The sequence below is a fragment of the Streptomyces sp. Tek67B01 genome (genome assembly GCF_055231995.1).
In genome coordinates this window covers 6857104-6878080 of sequence record NZ_JBUYUY010000001.1, presented here as the reverse complement: position 1 = coordinate 6878080, position 20977 = coordinate 6857104, and the positions used below count along the sequence as shown (strand labels likewise).

Annotated in this window: 21 protein-coding genes and 1 pseudogene; 11 read left to right on the top strand and 11 right to left on the bottom strand. The window is 68.4% G+C overall.

The window, feature by feature from the left end; all coding sequences use genetic code 11:
* Positions 1–55 precede the first annotated feature (55 nt).
* Complete coding sequence (locus ACV7NM_RS31315; RefSeq protein ID WP_463414132.1) at positions 56–637, top strand: DUF6286 domain-containing protein; 582 nt, start codon at positions 56–58, stop codon at positions 635–637.
* Positions 638–683: 46 nt separating this feature from the next.
* Positions 684–1289: a nucleotide exchange factor GrpE gene (locus tag ACV7NM_RS31310; RefSeq protein ID WP_463413470.1), complete on the top strand. Its 606-nt coding sequence runs from the start codon at positions 684–686 to the stop codon at positions 1287–1289.
* A 221-nt stretch (positions 1290–1510) separates the two neighbouring features.
* Here the strand turns inward: ACV7NM_RS31310 and ACV7NM_RS31305 are convergent, their stop codons facing one another.
* Entirely contained in the window at positions 1511–2098 is a 588-nt protein-coding gene (locus ACV7NM_RS31305) for an NADPH-dependent F420 reductase (protein WP_463413469.1), read from the bottom strand.
* 276 nt (positions 2099–2374) lie between these two features.
* On the opposite strand from ACV7NM_RS31305, the gene ACV7NM_RS31300 reads away from it, so the two are divergent.
* Positions 2375–2965, top strand: coding sequence for a TetR/AcrR family transcriptional regulator (locus ACV7NM_RS31300; protein ID WP_463413468.1), 591 nt, complete (start codon positions 2375–2377; stop codon positions 2963–2965).
* Positions 2966–3904: 939 nt separating this feature from the next.
* Positions 3905–4108 (top strand): hypothetical protein, encoded by a 204-nt coding sequence (locus tag ACV7NM_RS31295; protein ID WP_463413467.1) that lies wholly within the window; start codon positions 3905–3907, stop codon positions 4106–4108.
* Between the two features lie 481 nt (positions 4109–4589).
* Here the strand turns inward: ACV7NM_RS31295 and tatA are convergent, their stop codons facing one another.
* The 5 genes from tatA to ACV7NM_RS31270 all read right to left on the bottom strand — a co-directional run bounded on the left by tatA (position 4590) and on the right by ACV7NM_RS31270 (position 8489).
* Positions 4590–4805 (bottom strand): Sec-independent protein translocase subunit TatA, encoded by a 216-nt coding sequence (gene tatA / locus ACV7NM_RS31290; protein ID WP_463413466.1) that lies wholly within the window; start codon positions 4803–4805, stop codon positions 4590–4592.
* A gap of 398 nt (positions 4806–5203) precedes the next feature.
* Positions 5204–5560: a hypothetical protein gene (locus tag ACV7NM_RS31285; protein ID WP_463413465.1), complete on the bottom strand. Its 357-nt coding sequence runs from the start codon at positions 5558–5560 to the stop codon at positions 5204–5206.
* Positions 5557–6792: an IS110 family RNA-guided transposase gene (locus ACV7NM_RS31280; protein ID WP_463411165.1), complete on the bottom strand. Its 1236-nt coding sequence runs from the start codon at positions 6790–6792 to the stop codon at positions 5557–5559. Before ACV7NM_RS31280 ends, ACV7NM_RS31285 begins: the two co-directional genes overlap by 4 nt.
* A 785-nt stretch (positions 6793–7577) precedes the next feature.
* Positions 7578–8000 carry a hypothetical protein gene (locus tag ACV7NM_RS31275; protein ID WP_463413464.1) on the bottom strand — a complete coding sequence of 141 codons (423 nt, stop codon included), beginning with the start codon at positions 7998–8000 and terminating at the stop codon, positions 7578–7580.
* Positions 8001–8315: 315 nt separating this feature from the next.
* Positions 8316–8489 carry a CsbD family protein gene (locus ACV7NM_RS31270; protein ID WP_463413463.1) on the bottom strand — a complete coding sequence of 58 codons (174 nt, stop codon included), beginning with the start codon at positions 8487–8489 and terminating at the stop codon, positions 8316–8318.
* Positions 8490–8702: 213 nt separating this feature from the next.
* Here ACV7NM_RS31270 and ACV7NM_RS31265 point away from each other — a divergent pair, with 213 nt between their 5' ends.
* The 4 genes from ACV7NM_RS31265 (at position 8703) to ACV7NM_RS31250 (ending at position 12281) form a co-directional block, all read left to right on the top strand.
* On the top strand, positions 8703–8864 hold the full coding sequence (locus tag ACV7NM_RS31265; protein WP_037792689.1) for a hypothetical protein: 162 nt from the start codon (positions 8703–8705) through the stop codon (positions 8862–8864).
* A gap of 334 nt (positions 8865–9198) precedes the next feature.
* Complete coding sequence (locus ACV7NM_RS31260) at positions 9199–9552, top strand: PRC-barrel domain-containing protein (protein WP_463413462.1); 354 nt, start codon at positions 9199–9201, stop codon at positions 9550–9552.
* Between the two features lie 907 nt (positions 9553–10459).
* Positions 10460–11632 (top strand): PP2C family protein-serine/threonine phosphatase, encoded by a 1173-nt coding sequence (locus ACV7NM_RS31255; protein WP_463413461.1) that lies wholly within the window; start codon positions 10460–10462, stop codon positions 11630–11632.
* Between the two features lie 151 nt (positions 11633–11783).
* The gene (locus ACV7NM_RS31250) at positions 11784–12281 is read left to right on the top strand and encodes a MarR family winged helix-turn-helix transcriptional regulator (protein WP_463413460.1); all 498 of its coding nucleotides are present in this window, start codon (positions 11784–11786) and stop codon (positions 12279–12281) included.
* Positions 12282–12344: 63 nt separating this feature from the next.
* Here ACV7NM_RS31250 and ACV7NM_RS31245 read toward each other — a convergent pair whose 3' ends face one another.
* Positions 12345–13544 carry a PP2C family protein-serine/threonine phosphatase gene (locus ACV7NM_RS31245; protein ID WP_463413459.1) on the bottom strand — a complete coding sequence of 400 codons (1200 nt, stop codon included), beginning with the start codon at positions 13542–13544 and terminating at the stop codon, positions 12345–12347.
* Between the two features lie 380 nt (positions 13545–13924).
* Between ACV7NM_RS31245 and ACV7NM_RS31240 the strand changes: the two genes are divergently transcribed.
* On the top strand, positions 13925–14449 hold the full coding sequence (locus tag ACV7NM_RS31240; protein ID WP_463413458.1) for a P-loop nucleotide/nucleoside kinase family protein: 525 nt from the start codon (positions 13925–13927) through the stop codon (positions 14447–14449).
* A gap of 234 nt (positions 14450–14683) precedes the next feature.
* Here the strand turns inward: ACV7NM_RS31240 and ACV7NM_RS31235 are convergent, their stop codons facing one another.
* Positions 14684–15133, bottom strand: a complete 450-nt coding sequence (locus ACV7NM_RS31235) for a hypothetical protein (protein WP_463413457.1) — start codon at positions 15131–15133, stop codon at positions 14684–14686.
* 1063 nt (positions 15134–16196) lie between these two features.
* Here ACV7NM_RS31235 and ACV7NM_RS31230 point away from each other — a divergent pair.
* Positions 16197–17132, top strand: coding sequence for an AraC family transcriptional regulator (locus ACV7NM_RS31230; protein ID WP_463413456.1), 936 nt, complete (start codon positions 16197–16199; stop codon positions 17130–17132).
* Positions 17133–17752: 620 nt separating this feature from the next.
* Here the strand turns inward: ACV7NM_RS31230 and ACV7NM_RS31225 are convergent.
* Both ACV7NM_RS31225 and ACV7NM_RS31220 read right to left on the bottom strand, forming a co-directional pair.
* Positions 17753–18196, bottom strand: coding sequence for an ATP-binding protein (locus ACV7NM_RS31225; protein WP_463413455.1), 444 nt, complete (start codon positions 18194–18196; stop codon positions 17753–17755).
* A gap of 497 nt (positions 18197–18693) precedes the next feature.
* The gene (locus ACV7NM_RS31220) at positions 18694–19578 is read right to left on the bottom strand and encodes a dienelactone hydrolase family protein (RefSeq protein WP_463413454.1); all 885 of its coding nucleotides are present in this window, start codon (positions 19576–19578) and stop codon (positions 18694–18696) included.
* A 319-nt stretch (positions 19579–19897) separates the two neighbouring features.
* On the opposite strand from ACV7NM_RS31220, the pseudogene ACV7NM_RS31215 reads away from it, so the two are divergent.
* Positions 19898–20080: pseudogene (locus tag ACV7NM_RS31215) on the top strand (IS256 family transposase); the annotation flags it as partial.
* Between the two features lie 118 nt (positions 20081–20198).
* Here ACV7NM_RS31215 and ACV7NM_RS31210 read toward each other — a convergent pair.
* Positions 20199–20660 carry a hypothetical protein gene (locus ACV7NM_RS31210; protein WP_463413453.1) on the bottom strand — a complete coding sequence of 154 codons (462 nt, stop codon included), beginning with the start codon at positions 20658–20660 and terminating at the stop codon, positions 20199–20201.
* Positions 20661–20977 lie beyond the last annotated feature (317 nt).

Sequence of the window (20977 nt, the reverse complement as noted above, 5' to 3'; positions counted from 1 at the left end):
ACCGGTCGGAGCGCCCCCGGGAACCGGAGAAGTCGCCTCCCCCACCGTGGAGCAGATGACCAAGCAAGATCCGGCCGGCCCACAGCCCACCGACACCCACCGCTCACATCGCCCTTGGTCCGAGCGACGGATACCTGCCGCGCTGACAGCACTGGCGATCGGGGCTGCGGCCGGGGTCCTCCTTTTCGATGTCGCAAGAGTGCGCGCCGGTCATCCGGCCGCCGCGTGGCGTCGACGGCTCGCCGACGAACTGGCGACCCGGCCCCTGGATGACCTCTGGATGCAGATCGGCGCCGCCGTCGTCGCCGTTCTCGGCCTCTGGTTGCTCGTCTTGGCAACCACCCCGGGCCTGCGCCACCAGTTGCCCCTGCGCTCCCCCGACCCCCGGGTGAGGGCGGTACTCGATCGCGACGCGGCCGTGTTCGTCTTGCGCGACGCCGCCATGCGCGTTCCGGGCGTCAGCGGTGCCCGAATCCGTATCGCGCGGCGCCGAGTCCGGGCCCGCGCGGACGTGCGCTTCCGTGCGCCGGCCGACGTCAAGGCCGGCGTCGTGACCGCGCTACGGGAAGAACTCGACCGCTTGGCCTTTGCGCACACGCCTTCCCTCTCCGTTCGGGTCCGCACACGCCGCACATGACCCGTTCACGGAAGCTCACTGCGACAAGAGACAGGAAACGGATCCCATGAAGAGGAAATCCGCAGTCAATCGAGTCCTGTTGGCCTCGACAGGCGTATTCCTGCTCGGCGCAGGAATTCTGATGCTGGCGAATGGCTTCGACCTGTACCGGCGCTGGCGCCTGACACCACCCGACGGCTGGCCTTTGACCGCGCACCACGATGTCCTGCTCACCGAGGCCGACCGCACCCGTTGGACGACCGCAGGATGGTGGTGGCCCGCGGTCATCGCAGCCTTGACCGTCATCACTCTGCTCGCGCTGTGGTGGCTGCTGACTCAACTACGCCGCACTCACCCCGGTCACATCCCCGTCCAGGGGCCACCCGCGGTGGAGGGAGTGGAACTGCGCGAGCGTGCACTCAGCGACGCCCTTGCCACCGACGCCAAGCATCAGCATGGTGTCCAAAACGCCAAGGCCCGGATGTACGGCTCCCCCCGCCGTCCGGAAGCTCACCTCAGCCTCACGCTCTCCCCCGACAGCGAGCCCGGCGCCGTCCTCCAAGCGTTGTGTGAGGGTCCTTTGGAACGCGCTCGCCAGACAAGCGGCCACAGCCGCCTGCCGGCCATGACCCAGCTCCGAGTCGCCCCGCACAAAGCCCGTCGCACCGAATGACACCCTGCCCGCCGCGCCGGATGCAGGGCCGGCCGCCGGCTCCGCTGTAGTCATCTCGGCCGAGGAGCCCCGCCGCCCCAGGCGAATGCCGCGGCAGGCCCCCGCCCCGAACCGGGGCATGTCGTTCACGCCCACGTCCAAGCGCAGCCGTTCCACGGGCACGCGGTGGCGGAAGACGCCGCCTCTGCCCACGGCGAGGCCTGCGCTGATCTCCGCGAGCGTCAGCGGATGATCTTGACACCGAAGCGGTTGCCGCCGAGTGCGAGACCTACGGTCGTGTGGAAGTGGGCGTAGGCCTCCAAGGCGCGGGCGTTGGGCAGGGGGCCGAGGTCGAGGATGTCTCGCCAGCCGTAGGCGGTGAGGATTTCGCGGGCGGTGCTCTTCGCGTCGTCGTGGTCGCCGGCCATGAACATGGTGTGGTCGCCGTCGCCGAACTCCGCCGGGTTGACCACGGTTTCCTGTTCCTGGGTGACGAAGGTCTTGACGAGTCTCGTGTCGGGCAGAGCCCGCTGAATCTGTTCGGCGAGGCTGTCGGTGTCGCATACGCCAAAGCGCGGCATCAGTCCCCACGGGGTGGGCCAGGGGTGTTCCACCTGGTCGTGTTCGCCTTGGTAGATGTAGGGGACCGCGTAGTCGATGAGGACCTTCCCGGCCAGGTGCCGGGCCGGGATGGCAGCGAGGGCCTGAAGCGCGTTGGCGCCGTCGATGCCGTTGATGACCACCTCGCCGACGGCTGCGGCGTCGGCGAAGGGGAGCAGTTCCAGCTCGGGGTGTTCGGCGTGGAACGTAATGAAGGGCGGGGTGCCCATCTGTCTGGGTCGGTGCGGGCCAGGGTGGCCGCAGGATCGCGGGTGCCGACGACGACGTGGTGGCCGAGCCGGGTGAGCTTGGCGACGTGGCAGCGGGCACCGGCTCCGGTACCCAGCATGGCGATCTTCACGGAGGTATCTCCTGTCATGGGGCGCGGCAGGGCCGCGCGGGGATGTACGCGCCGGGATCACGGGGCGCGAGAGGCCGGCCGGGCGGGCTTGCGGGGCCGCCTGAGGTCAGGGCCGCCGCGCGGCTCCGCGGCCGGAGGAGTAGTGATGGATGCAGGCGGCGATCGTGGAGCTGCGCGGCGTCGACGCCGTCCGCGGGATCCCGAGGCCCGCAGGCGGGAGATCGTCGAGGCCGGCGAGCGGGTCATCGCCCAACAGGGGCTGGAGAGACTGACCCACCGGGCGGTGGCCGCGGAAGCCGGCCTGCCTGTGGCTTCCACGACGTATCACTTCGCCACCCGCGAGGACATGATCCGCCTCGCCTTCGAACGATCGGTCGACCGCTTCGAGGCCTACCTGGAAGACCTTGACGAAACCCGTCCCGTCACCAGCGTCCATGCGCTCGTAGGCCGCCTGACGGAGGCGGTGATCCATGCCTGCACCGATGGCCGTGCCGAGGCATCCGTGGAGTACGAACTGTTCATCGCCGCCCTGCGCAGACCCGCGCTGCGGCCCGTCGCCGACCGCGACATCGCACTGGGCCGTACCCGGCTGGAGCGACACCTCCCACCGGACCGGGCCTACGCCGCCGCCACGGCACTCACCGGGATGATCCTGCACGGACTGGCAGGCACCCGCCCACCGGACCGGGAAGAGGTACACGCCGCACTCCAGGCGATCTGCGCCCCGACCACCTGACCCGGCCGCCACAGCCAGACCCATCCCGCCGACCGCCTACGCCTCTACGACCGCGCGCAGACTCTCGCCCACCTCGACGGCCGCCCCTGCCGTCCCTGCCCGAACCCGGCGAGCACCCCGACGCCCTCTTGACGGACGCGGAGGCCGGCTCCGTCCCGTCGTCAGCGCGGGCACGGTCCGCGCGTACGCCGCCACCGGCCACCTCTCCCCCGCGCCGCGCAGCAGCCACCGCCGTCCAAGCCCTCACCGACGAACTCGCCCCAGTGCCCACCGCCGCCGAACTCGACGACCGCCCAGCCCATCCCGCCGCCCGCGGCCGGAACGGCGATCACCTGCAGATCGGTCCGGCCCGTCATCAACACCGCCAGCGACGCTGGATATTCGTGTTGCAGGCCCTGCGCAAACCCTTACCTTCCGGGCCGGACAGAAAGGCCGGATTCCCTCCGAGAGCATGGCGCAGGTGCCCCGGGCAGCCGTTACGACCGTTCGAACCCCGCCTGACCGCACCGGCCGGCGAGCGCTTCGGGTAGCCGTTCGACAGGTCCCTGTCCCCGCTCGGTAAGACGCCCCCTCCCGGGGGCTTTCCGCTGCGTTCGCCCCCTCTACGCCTCGACTCGACAGCCCGTACGAATCGGTCCTTCGCGCTTTTCGTCGCCGGTCCCGGTCCCGGCGATGTCACTGCCGAGGGCGCGGAGCGGGTCTACTCGACCGCCGGGTGCGAGAACCAGTGGTTCCGAGCCCAGGAACTCGAAGCAGTAGTTCGGCCATGAACCCTTCACGTGGGGGGGAGCCAAGGCGGCCGCCGCAGTGGGCAGCCCTCTGAGGGGTCGTGTTCACGCGCGGCGGGGTCCTCGTCTCCGTCATGGCTGTCACGTTCCGGGTGGTGGGGAGATGACGGAACAGTCACGCGCCGCCACGTCCGCGGGCCAGGGTCGTTGCTTGGACATGGAGAAAACCGTTTCGCCTCCTGAGTGGGCCTTCGGCCGGCTCGCCATGGAGTTGCGGCAGCGATCCGACGTGCCGATCTACGAAGCCCTGGAGCGGCAATGGCTTGCCGACGGCCGTGAAGTACCTCGGCGTCTCGGTCCCTGGAACGGCTTCCGGCCGGTAGTAGACGGCGAGGACCTGGTCCACCGCGCATGACCACGATCCCTCACAAGGACTGGAACAACCGCTTCCGCAACCGGAAGGCGGCTCGTTCGACGAGCGTGTCCGCGCACATGCCATCATCGCCACCCCGCCATAACGGGGCGGACAAAGAGACCTGCGGGGCCATGGTCGGGACGCACACCAGGTTCACCGAGGGCGCGGCAGGAATCTCGGGCTCACCGACGGCTTGCCGCCCATTGCCGGCCACACGTCGCTCGCCCCTCCGACATCCGGCCTCCCCGCGCCGAGTCCCCGGCGCGGGCACAGGCCGCCGGTCCGGGTCGGACGGGAAGGAGCTCCCTGCCGCGGCCCGGCGGGCGGTTGTGAAGCGTGGGACCAGCTCCCGCCGTAGCCCTCAGGGCCGTACGCGAGCAGGGAAAGGGCATGCGGGCCAGTCACCGTGATCCGGAATCGCGTTCAGCGAAGGCGCAATGTCTCACTGGCTTGACGATCGCCCCCGGGCGCCCCGGGGCGTCTACTGCGGGGTCGCGTCGCGGAGAGTCGCGGTGGTGGATGGTCCGGTACCGCCGTCGTCCTTCATGGCCTTTGCTTCACTCTTCAGAATGCGCATGGATTTGCCCAGCGCGCGGGCGGTGTCGGGCAGCTTCTTGGACCCGAACAGCACGATGATCACGAGCGCCACGATCAGCAGGTGCCAGGGCTCCAGTCCGTTACGGAGCATGCCGCCCATCCCTTCTCGTCCTTGAGGAACGGTAGCCGCCATCGGCGACGTCGCCACTCCATTGCCACATTGCGCAACTGTATAACGGCGCGACGGCCGCACGTCTGCGCGAGATGAAATCGCGCGGGTGACCACCGGCGGCTTCTGTCCCATCGCAGATACCGCCACGAGCCCCTTCCCGCAGCGGGAATCATCCGGGACGGACGGGCAGCGGCCGCCGCCGCAAGCACAGTCAGCCGGCGCCCCCATCGGATGATCTGTGCTCGATACCGTGAGCCTGCGCTGCTTCCGCCTGCGATCAACGGCACCCTCCACGCTTTGGAGCCGGCGGCCTGTGGCGAGGCCGAGCTCGTGTGTGCTCCCGCGCTTCGCGTCAAGAGACACCTCACGTTGCTATGCGGTCAAGTTCATGGGATGAGGCCTCCGAACACGGCGCGGTCGTAGAGGCGCTGATGCCACTCGTTTGCGCCAGAAGCGGGCTTGCTGATCAGCACGGGATTCGGGCCGGTCTCTATGAGATGCAGCAGGGTCCAGGCCACGCCGTAGCAGTCGTCCGGACCGAAGCATGAGACGAGAGCCTGCGCCTCTTCCCCGATGACTGGCTTGGTGATCGCTCGGAGCTGTTGGTCACGCTGGTCGATCTCTTCTTCGCTCGCGTCCCAGTCGGGGAGCGGGCCGTCAGCAACGAACGCCTGCACTTCGGGTCTCATGCTCGAATGATCGGCCGCCGTCAGCAGCGTGGGCAAGGTTTCTTCGCAGGTCACGCCGCTTGTGCTTCTGCCGACGACGGTGCTGGGAACGCGGACTGCTCGTCGAACAGCTTGTGGTGCTGAAGGCAGTGATAGAGCTGGCCGATCATGCGGTTGAACAGGTTGCGCTGGGCGGCCGCGTGCCAGTCGCCTTGTTCGCGTCGGCGCCGGTAGTGCGCGTTGGCTCCGGTCGATGCTCGCAGAGAAGCGAAGGCCCAGAGGTAGCCGGCGTGGTTGAGCCGGTCGTTCTTCACCCACCGTCTGGTGACGGCGGACTTCTTGCCCGAGGCTCGGGTGATGGGTGAGGAGCCGGCGTAGGCCTTGAGGCCGCGGGCGTCGACGAAGCGACCGCGGTCGTCTCCGATCTCTGCAAGGACTCGGGCGGCGAGCTGGATTCCGAGGCCGGGGAAGCTCAGCAGGACCTCGGCGTCCGGGTGCTGGGGGAAGGCTTCTTCCACCGCTTTGGCGAGCTGGTCTGCGGCGGTGCAGGCCGCATCCAGCTGGATGAGGAGGGCGAGCATCTGCTTGCCGAGCGCATTCTCAACCAACGGCGGCTGGTGCGCCCATTCGTCCCGGAAGACCTCGCGGAGGCGCTCGGCTTCGGCTTCGATGCCCCGCTGGCGGCCGGCGCGCTTGAGGGCCGCCTGGATCTGGGTGCGGGTCAGACGTGCGGCTCTGGTCGGGGTCGGTGCGGTCTTGAGGAGCTCGCGGGCTTCGGGGCGGCACAGGCCGTTGGTCCAGGCCGCGAAGGCGGCCAGGGCTGCGGGGTAGTACTCGCGCAGCAGGGACCGGAGCTGGTTGGCGAGCTGCTGCCGGTTCCACAGGGAGTCCTGCTGAGCTCGTGCCAGGACGGTGATCGCGCGCCCGAGCTCCGAGTCGTCTGGCAAGGTCCGGTGGGCGTGCATGTCGGTGCGGAGGATGTTGGCCAGGACCAGGGCATCGCCGGGGTCTGACTTCTTTCGCGAGACGCTGTGCCGGTCGCGATAGCGGGCGGCGGCCATCGGGTTGATCGCGAACACCTTGCGCTTGCCGGTCCGCAGTACGGCCACCAGTAAGCCCCGGGAACTCTCGATCGCGACCGGGATCGGGTTCTCCTCGGTGTCGCCGTACTCGGCGAGTAACTCCAGCAGGATCGTGTAGCCGGCCACATCGTCGGTGATGTGACGCTTGGCCAGCAGCTGGCCGGTGTCATCGACCAGGGCGACGTCGTGGGTTCGTTCCGCCCAGTCGATTCCGCAGTAGATCAAGATTCCCTCCCCAGAGTTCGGCTTTTGCGCTGGTCACGAGCGCATGCGGGCCACGCAGCGGCCTAATCCCAGGCCTCGACCGCACTACGGCCGGGCCGCCACCTCACTAGCCGTTCGTGGCACCAGCGCATCCCACGGGCCTCGGTCTATGCGGGAGCTCAGACGGCTCGGGCGGCTCAAGAGGTCACCATGCGATGGGCTCGCACCACCAACGAAACGAATGATCAAGTCGAGAGGTGTTGACCCGCGACGGCCCTGGACAGTGCCGCTCTCTTAATAGGCATCGATGCCGGGTGAGTTTTGGGCATCCGTCCAGCGCCGACGGGCGCCAACACCACTCGTGGCGGCGGCCACGGAGGCGCCGGACGCCGCTCGCTCTATTGCCAGGCCTCGAAGGCCAGGCAACACCAAGGCGTCCGCCCGGCACCCACGTGACCGCCACCACTCGCACCAGACCGCGCACCGATCTACGTTGAGGCCTCGATGGCCCGGCTGCACTTGGATGTCACGGTCTGGTACTCGAACATCCCGAGAGACCCGTGGTCCCGCAGAATGCCGCTAACAACGGATTAGGTGAGTTTTGCTCGTGGAGTCGGGGGAGGGCCGGTCGAGGCGTTCGTGCCGCAGACGCATCAGCTCGGTATGGAAGCCGAGGTTCACTTCGGCGACGTTTACTGTTCGGCTCACCGGCCAGCTTGTGACCTGCTATTTGGTCTCTTTCCGCCTGTCCTACTCGGACAAGCGGGCAAGGGGGTCCATCGCGTTGTCGCGTCCTGCGGCCGACCCTAAGGACTGACACGGCCGATCCGCGCCAAGGCGTCCTGGAGTCGGCGGACGGCATCCTCCGCCTCCGTGTATTCCTCAGGGCTCGGCAGGACTGTGCCGAAGGTGCCGCCACGGTCGGCCGGCAGGGCGCGCCAGCGCAGGACAGGTTCGAGTGCGTTCAGAGCACCGGAGAGGAACCAGGCCAGGCGGCCGTGGGTACGCGCGAGGGAGATGGCCAGGACGGCGAGGGTTTCCCGCAAGTGTGCGAGCCGCTCGATCTGTGGCAACGCTTCCTGGACGTCCGACGCGCCGACGGCGTCACGCAAGCCGGCCTCGGCCTCAAGAGCGAGTGCGCGCTCTCCCGGGACCACTTGCCATACCTGGTCTTCGATCTGTTGTTCGGCTTCCTCGGTCAGTACAGCGACGATCCTGCGCATGTCCATGCAGATCACTCCAATGATCGGCTCCTGCCGTTGACACGGCCTCGTTCGATTCCCGACCTCACCTGACCTAACGTGACGCGATCTGGGCCGTGTCGATCTGACGTGCGCGAGTAAGGTCTCGCGCCCGGCGCTCCGGGAGGAGGGCCGCCTGTGGCTGCGAGACGTCGCCGCGCCACACGAACCGGCCGACCTCGTGGCTGCCTCCGTCCGGCCCTTCCCGCGGCCGTACCCGCACGAGCGGTGGACTGCCGCGGTTGAAACGGGTGGGGTCCTCGACCGACTTGCGGTCGAGGACCCCACAGGTGAGGGATCCGGTCAGTGCTTGAAGACGTCCTTCACCTTTTCCTTGGCCTGACGGGCGTCGCCCTTCGCCTGGTCGGCGCGCCCCTCGGCGGTGAGGCGCTCGTTGCCGACGACGCGGCCCGCGGCCTCCTTGGCCTTGCCCTTGGCCTGCTCGCCCTTGGCCTGGGTCTTCTCGTCAGCCGACACAATAATCACTCCCCATACATAGGAAATTGCTTTGCTCACGGACTCATCTGGCCCGTCTTCGGGCGGCGAAACATCGACGCGAAAGAACCTTGCCCGAAAGGCCGGCGCAGGGTGGGCGCTTACGACTGCCCCATCCGCGCCGATAAGAAACCCGCAAAACTGTGCGCATGAACCGATCAACCTGGGACAGAAGACGCCTCGGAGGTAATAACTATGGTTCCCCTGCTTCTCGTTCTTCTGCTCGCCCTGATCCTCTTCGGTGCCGGATTCGCGGTGAAGATCCTCTGGTGGGTCGCCATCGCCGTCCTCGTGCTGTGGCTGATCGGTTTCGTCGCCCGCCCGAAGGGGGGCAGCGGCCGCTGGTACCGCTGGTAGACCGGCCGTCTTCACCGTCGACTGTGGGGCGCACACCTTCCAGGGTGCGCCCCACAGTCGCGTCCGTACCCCTTTTTCCGGTGGATCCCGGTTTTGCCGGTAAGTGCGGGTGAGGGCGACAAGCGGGGCGGCCGTCGTGGCGCAGTCGGGAACAGGTTGTTTCCGAAAGATCGGCAGCGGCCTCGCCTGTCGTCGGATCCAAAAAAGTCGCTCCTGAAGCGTGTGGCATGCAAGTTGGAGGGCAATCGGGGGTTCGACGGTGCTGCAATTTCTCGAGCTGTTCACGGGCAGTCGGGAAAGAGCAAATGCGGAAATCGATGAAGGGATTGCTGATATGACTGCGAACGTGTGGGGCTATCGCGAGACTGCCGGCTACCTGGCCGGTGCCGACCTGACGGGCTACAAGGTCGAGGCCGTCGACGGTTCCATCGGCAAGGTCGACAAGCACTCCGAGGACGTCGGCTCCGCGTACATCGTCGTCGACACCGGCCCGTGGATCTTCGGCAAGGAAGTCCTCCTCCCCGCGGGCACCATCAGCCGTGTCGACGCGGACGAGCAGACGATCCGAGTGGACCGGACCAAGGAGCAGATCAAGAACGCTCCCGAGTTCGACAAGGAGAAGCACCTCGGCAACGAGGACTACCACCGGCAGGTCGGCGGCTACTACGACGGACCGCACCGCCTCTGACCGGCAGCACAGGATCGCACGGGCCGGGGCGGCAACCACACGGTTGCCGCCCCGGCCCGCCGCGTACCAGGGGCCGGCACCACAGCCCCGGTGCGGAGCAGATGCCGAACCGCCCGGGCCTCGATTCCACCCGCTGGAGCCACCAGCAGCGTCCTTGCACTCGCCGCACGGTGTAGATGAGGCGGCTGACCGAGCGACCTGGCCGCTTGGCGGGCCCGCAGCGGCCACCTCCTCCCCGGCGCCCTGCGGGCCGCGACCCGGACCCACCGTCGTCCCGACAGGTAGGCCCCACCGAAGGCAGCACCTCCGGCCCACGGGTGTCCGGTGTCGGGTCAAGTTCTCGCTGACCAGTGACTCCTCCGGGCGCCGTGGGACCTTACGACCGCTCGCATCCGCCGGTGGGTCGCGCCGACCCGGGGCGGGAGGGAGCCGGCGGTGCCCGAGCGCGTCGGTGACCGCCCCCGTACTCGTCCCTGGAACGCGCGCGGGGCCCCCGCCGGGTCATCGGGCCTCTTGATTCCTCGGCCGAGGCCGGCCCTTAATCCCGCGCCGCAGCTCGGCGTAACGGGGCAGCGATCGCACCTGCGCCTCTGGGGAGAACGACACCTTCCGTCGGGCCCATGGCTCGCCCAGTCGCACTGCGCACAGACCGTCTCGACGCGTCGGTCTTTTTGGCGATCTCCATCGCCGCGCCTGAGCAGCCTGCCGGCTGCCTGCGCTCGCCATCGGGGAGGTAGAGTGGATAGTTGTCGCATGACAACTTTTTAGGCTGAGTACCGGCTGCCGTGAGCCGGCTCTCGGGGCGGCGATGTCGCTCCGGAAGCCAGGCCCCCGATGCGACGCTGCTCTTGAGGCGTCACTGCGGCCCTGTCCGATCGGTCTGCTTTTCATTGAGGGATGTCTTGTCATGACGAATCTGCTGGTTGTGGAGCGCGCACTGCGTACCGCGGCACCCCATGACCTCTTGCACAGACTTCGGGCCGCGCTCGTGGAGCATTTCGGCGCGCTGGAGGTCGAGCTGTTGATGGCCGACTACGGCCTGACGGTCCTACAGCCGGTGACATCCCTCCCGCACACCGGGGAGCCGTTGTCCGTGCGTACCACGCCCGAGGGACGGGCCTTCGGCAGCCAGGAGCCGTACGGGCAGTACGCCGCGCAGGACGGGGCTGTGGATCTGCACCTGCCCGTCACGGTGAGGGGTGACCGCCTCGGAATCTTGAGCGTGCGTCTTCCGGAGGCAGGTTGCACGCCGAAGACCGTGGCACAGCTGCGGGAACTCGCGGAGTTGCTCGGCCACGAGATCGTCGTCGCCGAGCGTGATACGGATCTTTACCTTCAGGCCCGACGCGCCAGCCGCCTGACCCTGGCGGCGGAGATGCAGTGGCAGTTGCTGCCGGCCCGATCCTGTGCCCGCCCGGAGTTCGCGATCGGCGCGCAGCTGGAGCCGGCCTACGACATCCACGGCGACAACTTCGACTGGTCCTCCACGGCGGAGACCCTCACTCTTACCGTCACCAATGGCATGGGTGAGGGCATCGAGGCCTCGCTCCTGACGAATCTGGCGATCAATGCCCTGCGCAACGCGCGGCGGGCGGGGATCGGGATCGCGGACCAGGCGGCGCTCGCGGATCAGGCGATCTACGGACGCTATCGCGGGGCCGAGTACGTCTCGACTCTCCTGATCTCGCTCGATGTGGCGACCGGACAGGGACATGTGGTCGACGCGGGCTCGCCCCAGCTGTGGCGTTACCGGGACCGGACGGTGGAGCGCGTCGAGTTCGAGGCGCAGTTCCCTCTGGGAATGTTCGAGGAGACGCCCTACGTCGCCCAGGATTTCCACGCCCTTCCGGGCGACCGGCTGATCTTCGTCAGTGACGGGGTGTACGCGGCGGCTTCCGCGGCGGGCGAGGCCTACAGCGAGCGGGCGCTCGCGCGGGCCATCCACGCTACGAGCCTTTTGCCGGCGGCGGCGGTCCCCGGCGGGATCCTGCAGGAGCTGGCGGCGTACCGCGACGCGGACACGGACGACGACGCCCTGGTGATGTGCATGGACTGGTTCGGCCGCTCTGCGCTGACCTGACTGGTCCGTCCGGCTGGATGGACCGTGGCGACGGAGCGAAGAGCAACCACCGGCAGGGATATTCTCGTCAGAGAGGGCAGACGCGGAATATCCCGCGCACAGGAGCTGGCCTTGCCGGCACCTTCGGGGGCATTGCACCTGCTCATGGAGAGTGACCGCCACGATGGACCGCGCGGGATCGTCCGACGATCCTCTGCACGAGGCATCCCGTGAGGTCGCCGACGCCGCCGAGGCGCTGGTGGACTGCTGGACCCGCGCAGGTCAGAACGCTCCGCCCCGCCTTTCGGCCTTGCAGGTGCGCGCCCTGCTGGCCGTACGGCATTGTCCGGGGGTCAAGCTGTCGCTACTGGCTGAGATGGTCGGGAACTCGGTCCCGACGGCGAGCAGGCTGTGTGACCGCCTCGAAGCCGCGGGATTCCTTCGCCGCGAGCGCGCCGCCACCGATCGTCGCGAGATCGGCCTTTTCCTCACTCGCGATGGCCGGGACGCTCTGCGGTTCCTGTCGCAACAGCGAGCCGAGGACCTACGCGATGTCCTGGAGCGCATGTCGGGTGACGAACGAGACGCCCTCCTGACCGGCCTGCGTGCTTTCCGCCGTGCCGCACACCCCCCGGACGGCGAAGCGCCCGGGCCGGGACAGCCGCGCTGAACCATGCGCGAGATCAGACGCCCCACCACACCCGCCTCCCGGTTCTCTGTTCAAAGAGGGGTGTCAGGGCAGCGGCTGCGGGCGGCCTCGCCAGTCCAGGCACACCACGGCGGCGTCCTGGGACAGTTCTGCGCCGTGGCGGTGCTGTACGAGGCCGTCGACGACCGCTCGCGCGGCCTCATGGGGGGTGGCGGTGCGGGTGGCGGCGATGGTCTCGCGCAGGGCGTGCTCGCCGAAGGCGTGATCGGACTGCCGGGAGGACGAGCCGTGGACGCCGCTGCTGACGATGACCAGCCGGTCGCCGGGCAGCACCTGGAACGGCTCCTGGTGGTAATCGGTCTCCTGGAACATGCCCAGAGGTGCTTGCGCCTCGAACCCGATCCGTTCGACGATCTCGTCGCGCAACCGGAACAGCTGCGGCGACCCGGCATCGATTGCGCACCCCTGGCCTGTTTCCAGATCGAAGTGCAAGAGCAGGGACGGGGCGTACCGCTTGCCCCCGTATTCGGCGTAGATCGCCTGGTCGGCCAGGCACGCCTGATCTTCCAGGGGGATGTTCGCGCGTCGCGCGTTGCGCAGCGCGTTGATGGTGAGGTTGGTCAGCAGGGCCGCGTCGATGCCGTGGCCTTGACCGTCGGTGACCGTGATGGCCAGTGTGTCGTCGGTGGCGCTCCAGTCGAAGTTGTCACCACCGATCGCGTAGGCGGGCTCCAGGTGACCGCCCAGGGTGTATTCGGCTACGGCGAAGCCCCGCCCCGGCAGGAGCTGCCACTGCATCTCCGCCGCCAGCGTCAGCCGCCTGCGACGTCGTCCCTGGAGATAGAGGTCGGTGTTGCGGTCGGCCACCACCAGCTCGTGTGCCAGGGCGGTGGCGAAGTCGGCCATCTCCAATACCGCCGACGTTGCCTGGCCGGGCTCCGGCAGCCGCACCGACAGCACCCCCATGCGGTCACCGCGTACGGTCACGGGCAGGTGGACGACGACCATGCCCGGCTCGTCGACGACCTCCACGACAGGAGCGCCGGCTGCGAAGGCCCGGCCCGCCGGCGCGCCATCACGCACCAGGACTGCTTCTCCGGTGTGAGGCAGCCGGGTGACGGGCTGCAACGCGGTGAGGCTGTAATCGGCCAGCAGCAAAGTGACGGCTTTCGCTCCCATGTAGCGGGTGAGCAGTTCCCCCGCCGCAGACAGGAGCGCGGTCGGGGGCGCCGCCCGCAACGCCCTCTCCGCAGCCCCCAGCCAGACACCGGAATGGTCGTTCATGGCCTCTTCTTTCATCGCCCGCACACGACACACGTCGAGCTGATCGCAAGCAGCAGTGCTCTCCCCTCAAGTCTTCCACCGGCCGGCCCTGGCATGCGCGGCCGTGCCCACGCCGGATTGAACGTGCGGCCAGCCGTAGCGGCCGGCCCGAAGTGTCTGCGGCGCTGCGCCCTCGCGCGCCTTGGCGACGGTTATGTGGCCAGTGAGGATATCGAGGGCCATGGCCAGGACCCAGGAGTAGAGGTCGCCGGTAAACAGCACCAGCAGGTGTCGTTGGACGGGGAGGTTCTGGGGGGCCTACCGGAGTGTTGCAGTATTAGCCCGTGATCAGGCAGATAAAACGGTGGTGGTCTGACTGGCTTCCCTGCCACGATCTGCGTGTGACCACGTTGTTCCTGATGGTCGGCCTGCCAGGGGCCGGAAAGACCACGCGGGCTCGGCAGCTCGCCGCGGAACATGGCGCGCTGCGCCTGACACCCGACGACTGGATGATTCCCCTGTTCGGCGCGGCGGAGACGGACGGGAAGCGCGACGTGCTGGAGGGGCGCATGCTCTGGCTCGCCTTGGAGGCGGTCAAACTGGGCACCAACGTCGTCGTGGACTACGGCTGCTGGTCACGGGACGAACGCTCTGCGATCCGCTGGCTGGTGGAGGCCGAGGAGGCGTGCTTCCGCATGGTCTACCTGCCGGTGGACGACGAGACCCAACGCGCCCGTATCGCCCATCGCTGGGCGACCGCTCCCGAGGAGACGTTGCCGATGTCGGAGGCCGACATCCTGTGCGGACGGGCGCATTTCGAAGAGCCCGACGCGGCGGAGCTGGAGGGCCGCAGGGTCGCAGGCCCGCCGCCCGGCTGGGTGGGCTGGCGGGAGTGGGCCGCCGACCGGTGGCCGTCCTTCGCGTGACTGCTGCGGCCCACGGCAACCGGACGGCCCCTGGTACTGCCACTTGCTGTGATGGCTCGTCGGCTTCTTGGGGCCTATGGCCGCGACGTTTGTAGTCGTTGCTGCGGGAGGATCAAGGACCCGTTTCTGCTTTCCCGGCGTTGAGTTCGCGGGCCCGCAGGACACCCGGGTCCAGGCGCAGGCCGCGGCGAGGAAAACAAGATCGAAAACGTGGCAATGATCTGCCTGCCACGCCTAAAGGGTGGCCCGCAAGGACCTCTCTCTTTCACGCCTTTCCTGCCTGGCGGCCGCCACGATCCAACCGGCGGCCATCAGGGCGCCTGCTGCACCCGCCAACACCACCAGGCCTTCTGTGGGAATCATGTTGTCGCCGCCCGGATACCTCTGGCCGCACAGCCGCACCGTCTCGGGGTGCTCCGCCGACACTTCAAGGCACAACCCGGAGCCGACCGCGGGATCGGTCGACCCGGCCCTCTGTCCCACCGGCAGGCCTTCGGTGGCGAACCGCTGACCGCCAACCTCGTAGGACACCCGAACCTGGGCCCCGCCCTTGACCCGCACCACACGTTCGACGACACCATGGACCCGCAGGGGCGAGGCATCGATCCGCCGTGCGTCCGAGATCTCGCCGGCCAGCGAATGGCCTCCCACCAATGCCACCCCAAGGGACACCGCCGCAACCACAAGCGGCACCCTCCTCCCACGCCGCCCGAAAGCACCCCACCGCATGCCGACAGTGTCACACGTCGAACCAGACGCCTGGCGGACTTGCAACTTGTGGGACAGCCCTGACGAGCTCGTGCGTGGTCGGCCGTTGAGACGTCGTAGCTCAGCTGGGCTGCTTCAGTTCGTTGGTCCCGTTCAGGTCTGCGGTCTGCTTCTGCGAAAGCAGGCCGGCGGTGGCTTGGGCGGTGTCACTCATGTCCTAGCGGCGGCCGAGGTGACGGGCGAGGGCTCGCCAGTGCGGCTGCTGACCGCCGGCGAGGACGGCAAGTTGGAGGGGAGCGCCGCTGTTGCCGGTAGGCGGACGTCGGGGAGCGGTGGGTCGTGGCGGCGCGCGACACCGGCCCGGGGCGGCCGGCCGGCCGGCATCTGAGTATCCGCACTCATGCCGTCGGCCGGTGGCCGGGCAAGAACGGCCTGGGCATCCGTGCTGATGCCCAGGCCGCGTGTGGCTGGCCCTCCTTGCCGCACAGCGTCACAACAACTGGATTGGCCACCGGTGGGTGCCGAGGCCGCTGATGGTGGCCGCCGGTACCGCTTCGGCGATCTACTTCGCCGCCGAACACACGATGGTTCGTCGCGCATGCGGCAGCCTGCGCCGCGATCACCACCACAGTCGCCCACTGGCCCGGTGGGGCGCGCGAGGTCGAGGCCGGATGACGTGCTGGTCTCGCTGCGTGGAGATGGTCAGCGACGGTCCCATGGTCGTGTGGAAGGGGCCGGCAAGAACGACAGGCAGGTCCAAGGCCGGGAGTGCGAGTCGCGCGGGGCTCCTGCCCGAAGGCCTACTCCCGGGCGGCCGTGGACCGGGGTTCGGGCCCGCGCCCTCGGACAGCGGGGCCGTGCGCCGACCTCTGGGAGCCGGGTGCACGGCGGGAGTCCGGAGGGGGCAAACCTCTTGTTCTTGTTCCGGGCCGGTGACGCCGGTCGGGGCGGGGTCTTTCTTCGGTCCGAGGAGTGTGTAGCGTCATGGGCAGTGGTGTAGGGCTCGGGGATCTTCCCCGCGAGGGGAGGTGCAGGGTTGATGCAGACCGTGCGTTTCAGCAGTGGTGACCTCGGTGCGACGGAGGAGTTCTTGTCGGCCGCGTATACGCCGATGAGGATCGGGGGCCGGCCGGACGATACGCGGGCGAGGATCGAACGCAACGCCACCGACGATGTGATCGTCGACCGGCTCCGGTTCGGGTACGAGATGACCTACGACGCGGGCTGTCTCAACCGTATCTGTCTGATCACGATGCATACCGGGACGCTCGTAGACACCACGGGCGGGCGCGAGGAGGTCTACGGGCCCGGGGAGACATTCCTGATCGCCCAGCCCGACCGGCCCTATACCGGTGCCGTTCGTTCCGCGAGCTACACGATCACCATGTTCGATCCGGCCTTGCTCGGACAAGTGGTGCCGTCGTCGCCCCAGCCGGTGCGGTTGACGGGGCACCGGGCCGTGAGCCCGGCCGCTGACCGGGTCCTCGGCACGACGGTCGCGTTCGTACGAGACACCGTGCTGGCCGACCCGGTGGCGGCGGCATCGCCGCTGCTGGTGGCCACAGCCGCCCGCTACCTGGCCGCCGCGACCCTCACGGCGCTGCCCAACACCATGTCCGGAGTACCGGATGCGATCGACTCCCGAGACGGGGGCAGTGACACCCTCGCCCGTGCCGTCGCGTTCATCGAGGACAACGCCCACCGGGACATCGGACTCACCGAGATCGCCGACTCGATCCCGGTGACCCCGCGGGCCGTCCAGTACGCCTTCGCCCGCCACTCCGGGACAACACCGCTGGCCTACCTTCGCCGCGTCCGCCTCGCCCGCGCACACACCGACCTCAAGGCCGCGAACCCGGAATCCGCCACTGTGCAGGACATCGCCCAGCGCTGGGGTTTTGCCCACCAGGGACGCTTCGCCGCCGACTACCGCAAGGCATACAACACCAGCCCCTCCCACACCCTGCGCACCTGAACGCCCCAGCGCTCACAGCCATCAACTCGAAGGTCTGTACCGACCGCCCCACCTCGACCCGTACAAGCGGTACGGTCTGCAACAGGCGGGCCGGGGGACGATGTTGCGATCGTCCCGGCCGGGTGACGGCGCGCAGGATGTCAGTGACACCTGTGATCAGAGGGCGCTGACTACCGGCCCCGCCCCAACAGACTTCGTCCCGTCTCGGCTCCCCCTCAACACACCTTGCGGCAGCCGGCGACTGTCGCTCGAACGACGTGCAGGTCGCCCGCCCAAGTGGCGCGCGTAAAGCCGAGGCCACACCCGTCCCTGGCCCTCTCCGCCAAGCGTCGCCGGAATGCCATGCCCACGCTGAAGCCCCTTTCCCGCAGCAGAGCTTCCCAGGCGACCCCAGCGTCCGAGACGAAACCGACGCCCTGGTCGACCAGTCGATCCGGATACCGCTTGCGTCCAAGACGACGGGTCCGCCACTCGCCCCTGTAGCGGCCGCCCGAACACCGCGCACCGCTCCATACCGACGTCCCAAGGCTTCGTCCGACCCACGCCGAACCCGGATCAAGTCGCCGGATGATCCAGCCACGATGAGCCAGCCCCTTCGAAAGATCATCCGATGGGAGGTCTCAAGCCTTCCGCCTGCTGCCTGCCCCACGGGGTGTCACAGCCGTCGCCTCAGGAGGCTCGGGCGCGAAAAGGGCGGTGATGGTCTTGCCGGCAGGGGTGACATCGATTGAGACGCTGTCGGTGAGCCGCTTGCTGATCATCCAACCGAAACCGCCGGGCTGATCGGGTGCCCATGGCTGTTCCTCGGGTAGACGCGGTGAGGAGTCGGACACTTCCACGACGATGGCCCCAAGGTGGGCACTGATGCTGAAACCCGTAAGACCCCCCGTGTGACGGTGGGCGTTGGTGACCAATTCGGAGACAACCATCAGGACGTCGGCGACACGTTCTGGGGAAGCGTCCGCCTCGGCGAGCACCGTGCGCGCCAAGCATCGTGCCGAGGCACAAGTGATCCCCGCTCCGGTGAGCGGGGGTGCGGTGGGACGTGGAAGGGTCTCGGCCATGTCCGCCGTCTACCCCCGAGGCCACCACCTTCACCCCTCTAGGCGTATTCGTTTTTTGGATTGCATCCCTGCTGGTGGAGGGCAGAGGACAAATAACGAAGCTTTCCTAGTCGGCTCCGAAACACACCACAGGTCGACACCATGCCGCGGCTGACCCGGCGCTACGGCACTCCTCCACCTCGCGCGACGCTCCACCATCGCGTGCGGCCAGGACCTCGCGTAGCGTCATGACGCGGCCCTCCTCGATGCTCCGCTTGACGTAGTCGGCGAGCAGCAGCAGCCACTGCCGGAGGTCGCCTTCGCGGAGGCCTATGTCCGAGGCGGTAACGCAGTCGGGATAGGTAGCGCCGAGACTCCTTCAGTGTCCGGGCCGCCACCCGGCGAGGGTGGCGGCCCGCACTGCTGCATCGGGCAACGGCCCTCGTCGCGGGGACCGGCTACCGGTGGATCGCCGCGCACCGTTCGCCCGGAACGATAGGGAAATCCTCCTGAGGCGGTTACTGGGTGAGTTGGGTGGCGAAAAGCGCGCACACCCGGGCCCAGGAATCCTCCGCCGCGGCCTTGTCGTAAACACCGCGCCCGGGGAAGAAGAACGCGTGCTGCACTTCGGGGTAGACGACCGTGTCGTGGCGCACCCCCGCCGCTGCCAGGGCATCACCGATCCGGCCGCGCTGGTCCGCGTCGATGACGTGGTCGAGTTCCGCGAAGAACAGCAGCATCCGCACATCGCGGTCGGCGATGGCTCCGGTCGCCTCCAGCAGCGGCTCCGGGCGGCTCAGCGCGGTCCCCGCGACCGGCAGCCACCCGGGGTAGAAGATCGCTGCTGCCGCGAGATCGAGGCGGCTCGCGGCGAAGTAGGCGATGTGGCCGCCGAGACTGAACCCGAGGATGCCGCACTTGCCATTGGCGCCCGCGTGGTCGCGAACGTAGTCGGTACAGGCACGCAGATCGGTTTCGACCTCGTCCCGGGTCAGCCGTCCGAGGAGCTCGAAGCCGCGCTTCCTGTTGGCGTCGCTCTCCTCCAGGCCGACGGCGGTCTCCGGGCCGGAACGGTGATACAGGTTCGGGGCGATCGCCACATAGCCGAGTTCCGCGACGCGCCGCACCACGCCTCGAACCTCCTCGGTCACCCCCCACAACTCGGCGCAGACCAGCACGGCCGGATGACTGCCGCCCCCGGCCGGACGAGCCAGATAGGCACTCATCGGCCCCGCACCGCCGACCTCGATGGCCACATCTTGCGCGACGATCTCGTATCCCACAGATTCCCCCTCGGTCATGATGATCACGGACTCTGACAGAACACAGTCGACCACGAAATGCGGTATCGGCATACGGACAGCCGCCAACGCCATCGCGGGCGATGCGGTGGCGGATCGCACGCCTGACGAAGGCGCACTGCTTGCTCACCCCTCCCGGGGCCTGCGCTTGAGGGCCGCCCCCACTCCCAACGCCGACCGCCCGCCCATCGAGATGTGCGACTCCGCCCACCACCGTTGTCACCGGCTCGTCCGGGCCGACACGCCGACCACGCCAAAGTCCCGCTCGGCGGTCAGGGCGCGACGCGAAGGACCGAGAAACCCCGCCTGCAGAACGAGTACGAACGGGCCCGGCGAGTCCTGTCCTAGCTCGAGGGACGTAAAAGCAACGGTGCAGCTGCGATGACCGAGGATTGCACCTGTGACCAGCGAGAACATAGCCCTGGCCTCTGAGGTTGAGGCCTCGTCGACGGCTGTCGATGACCGGTTCCTGAACGAGCTCGTGGCCGGGGCCCGGGCCGAGGACCTGCAGCTGACGGGTGAGAGTGGTCTGCTCCAGCAATTGACGAAGCGGCTGCTGGAGTCCGCTCTGGAGGGCGAGATGACGGACCATCCCGGCTCCGACGGCAGCGCGGCCGTGCGTTGGTACCGGATGGCCGCCACCGCCGCCGCCCATCCGAAGACCCGGACGCCCCAACGGCGAGACGGCGCAGCAGCTGGTCGAAGCCGCGAGGTGGCAACCGTCAGTTCATGATCTTGTATTTGCAGGGCTCGGCCGTCTTGCCGCCCTGATTGTCAGCGACCTGCTTGCCGTCGACCTTGATGGTGCACGGGGCGGGCCTGAGCATCCCGTCCGAGCCCTTGACCGAGCCGGGCACCACGGAGACGGTGACACCGACCTTCAGCTCGGCGCCCTCCAGCTGCATGGACTCCGTCTTCGCCCAGGGCAGGGTCACCTGCTCGAAGTGGTTGGTGTTCCCGATCCACAGGACCTGAGCCGCGCCTGAGCCGCCCACCTCGAAATCCACCTGATGGACAACGCCCTTCTTCCCCGAGGACGAGCCCTTCGAACCGCCGCTCGCCGCGGCGCTCGGTGAGACCTCGGCCGCCTTGGCCGGGCCGGCGCCCTCCTTCTCACTGCCGCACCCGGTCAGCAGCGCGACCGCCGCGAGCAGGCTGATGGTGAGGGTTGCTGTCTTGCGCATGTGCGTACTTCCCCGTTGCTGGCTGATCGATACCGGTTCAGTAGGAGACCGTAGATCACGACGCCGCGCGCGAGGACACCGCCCGACAGGCGTCGGGCAAGCCCCAGGCCTCGCCGTAGTGCCGCCGCCACTCCCGCTGCCCGAGGTCCCCCCGTATCTGCTGTGGCACCAAGGCTACGACGACGAGCGCGCCCACACCTGGCTGCGAGACCTGGCCACCGAAACCGTCCAGGCACTACTCGCACCACCGACGGCCTCTCAACAGCCCCTCACCAACCAGACACATCGAGGTCCGGTGCACGAGGGCCGGGGCCGAC

What these genes read in the sequence shown, in the direction of transcription:
- ACV7NM_RS31210 (WP_463413453.1), bottom strand. Translation starts at nt 20,660, where the DNA reads ATGCGCAAGACAGCAACCCTCACCATCAGCCTGCTCGCGGCGGTCGCG.
- ACV7NM_RS31255 (WP_463413461.1), top strand. Translation starts at nt 10,460, where the DNA reads ATGACGAATCTGCTGGTTGTGGAGCGCGCACTGCGTACCGCGGCACCC.
- ACV7NM_RS31260 (WP_463413462.1), top strand. Translation starts at nt 9,199, where the DNA reads ATGACTGCGAACGTGTGGGGCTATCGCGAGACTGCCGGCTACCTGGCC.
- ACV7NM_RS31300 (WP_463413468.1), top strand. Translation starts at nt 2,375, where the DNA reads ATGGATGCAGGCGGCGATCGTGGAGCTGCGCGGCGTCGACGCCGTCCG.
- ACV7NM_RS31305 (WP_463413469.1), bottom strand. Translation starts at nt 2,098, where the DNA reads ATGGGCACCCCGCCCTTCATTACGTTCCACGCCGAACACCCCGAGCTG.
- ACV7NM_RS31230 (WP_463413456.1), top strand. Translation starts at nt 16,197, where the DNA reads ATGCAGACCGTGCGTTTCAGCAGTGGTGACCTCGGTGCGACGGAGGAG.
- ACV7NM_RS31245 (WP_463413459.1), bottom strand. Translation starts at nt 13,544, where the DNA reads ATGAACGACCATTCCGGTGTCTGGCTGGGGGCTGCGGAGAGGGCGTTG.
- ACV7NM_RS31315 (WP_463414132.1), top strand. Translation starts at nt 56, where the DNA reads ATGACCAAGCAAGATCCGGCCGGCCCACAGCCCACCGACACCCACCGC.
- ACV7NM_RS31310 (WP_463413470.1), top strand. Translation starts at nt 684, where the DNA reads ATGAAGAGGAAATCCGCAGTCAATCGAGTCCTGTTGGCCTCGACAGGC.
- ACV7NM_RS31275 (WP_463413464.1), bottom strand. Translation starts at nt 8,000, where the DNA reads ATGGACATGCGCAGGATCGTCGCTGTACTGACCGAGGAAGCCGAACAA.
- ACV7NM_RS31265 (WP_037792689.1), top strand. Translation starts at nt 8,703, where the DNA reads ATGGTTCCCCTGCTTCTCGTTCTTCTGCTCGCCCTGATCCTCTTCGGT.
- ACV7NM_RS31225 (WP_463413455.1), bottom strand. Translation starts at nt 18,196, where the DNA reads ATGGCCGAGACCCTTCCACGTCCCACCGCACCCCCGCTCACCGGAGCG.
- tatA (WP_463413466.1), bottom strand. Translation starts at nt 4,805, where the DNA reads ATGGGCGGCATGCTCCGTAACGGACTGGAGCCCTGGCACCTGCTGATC.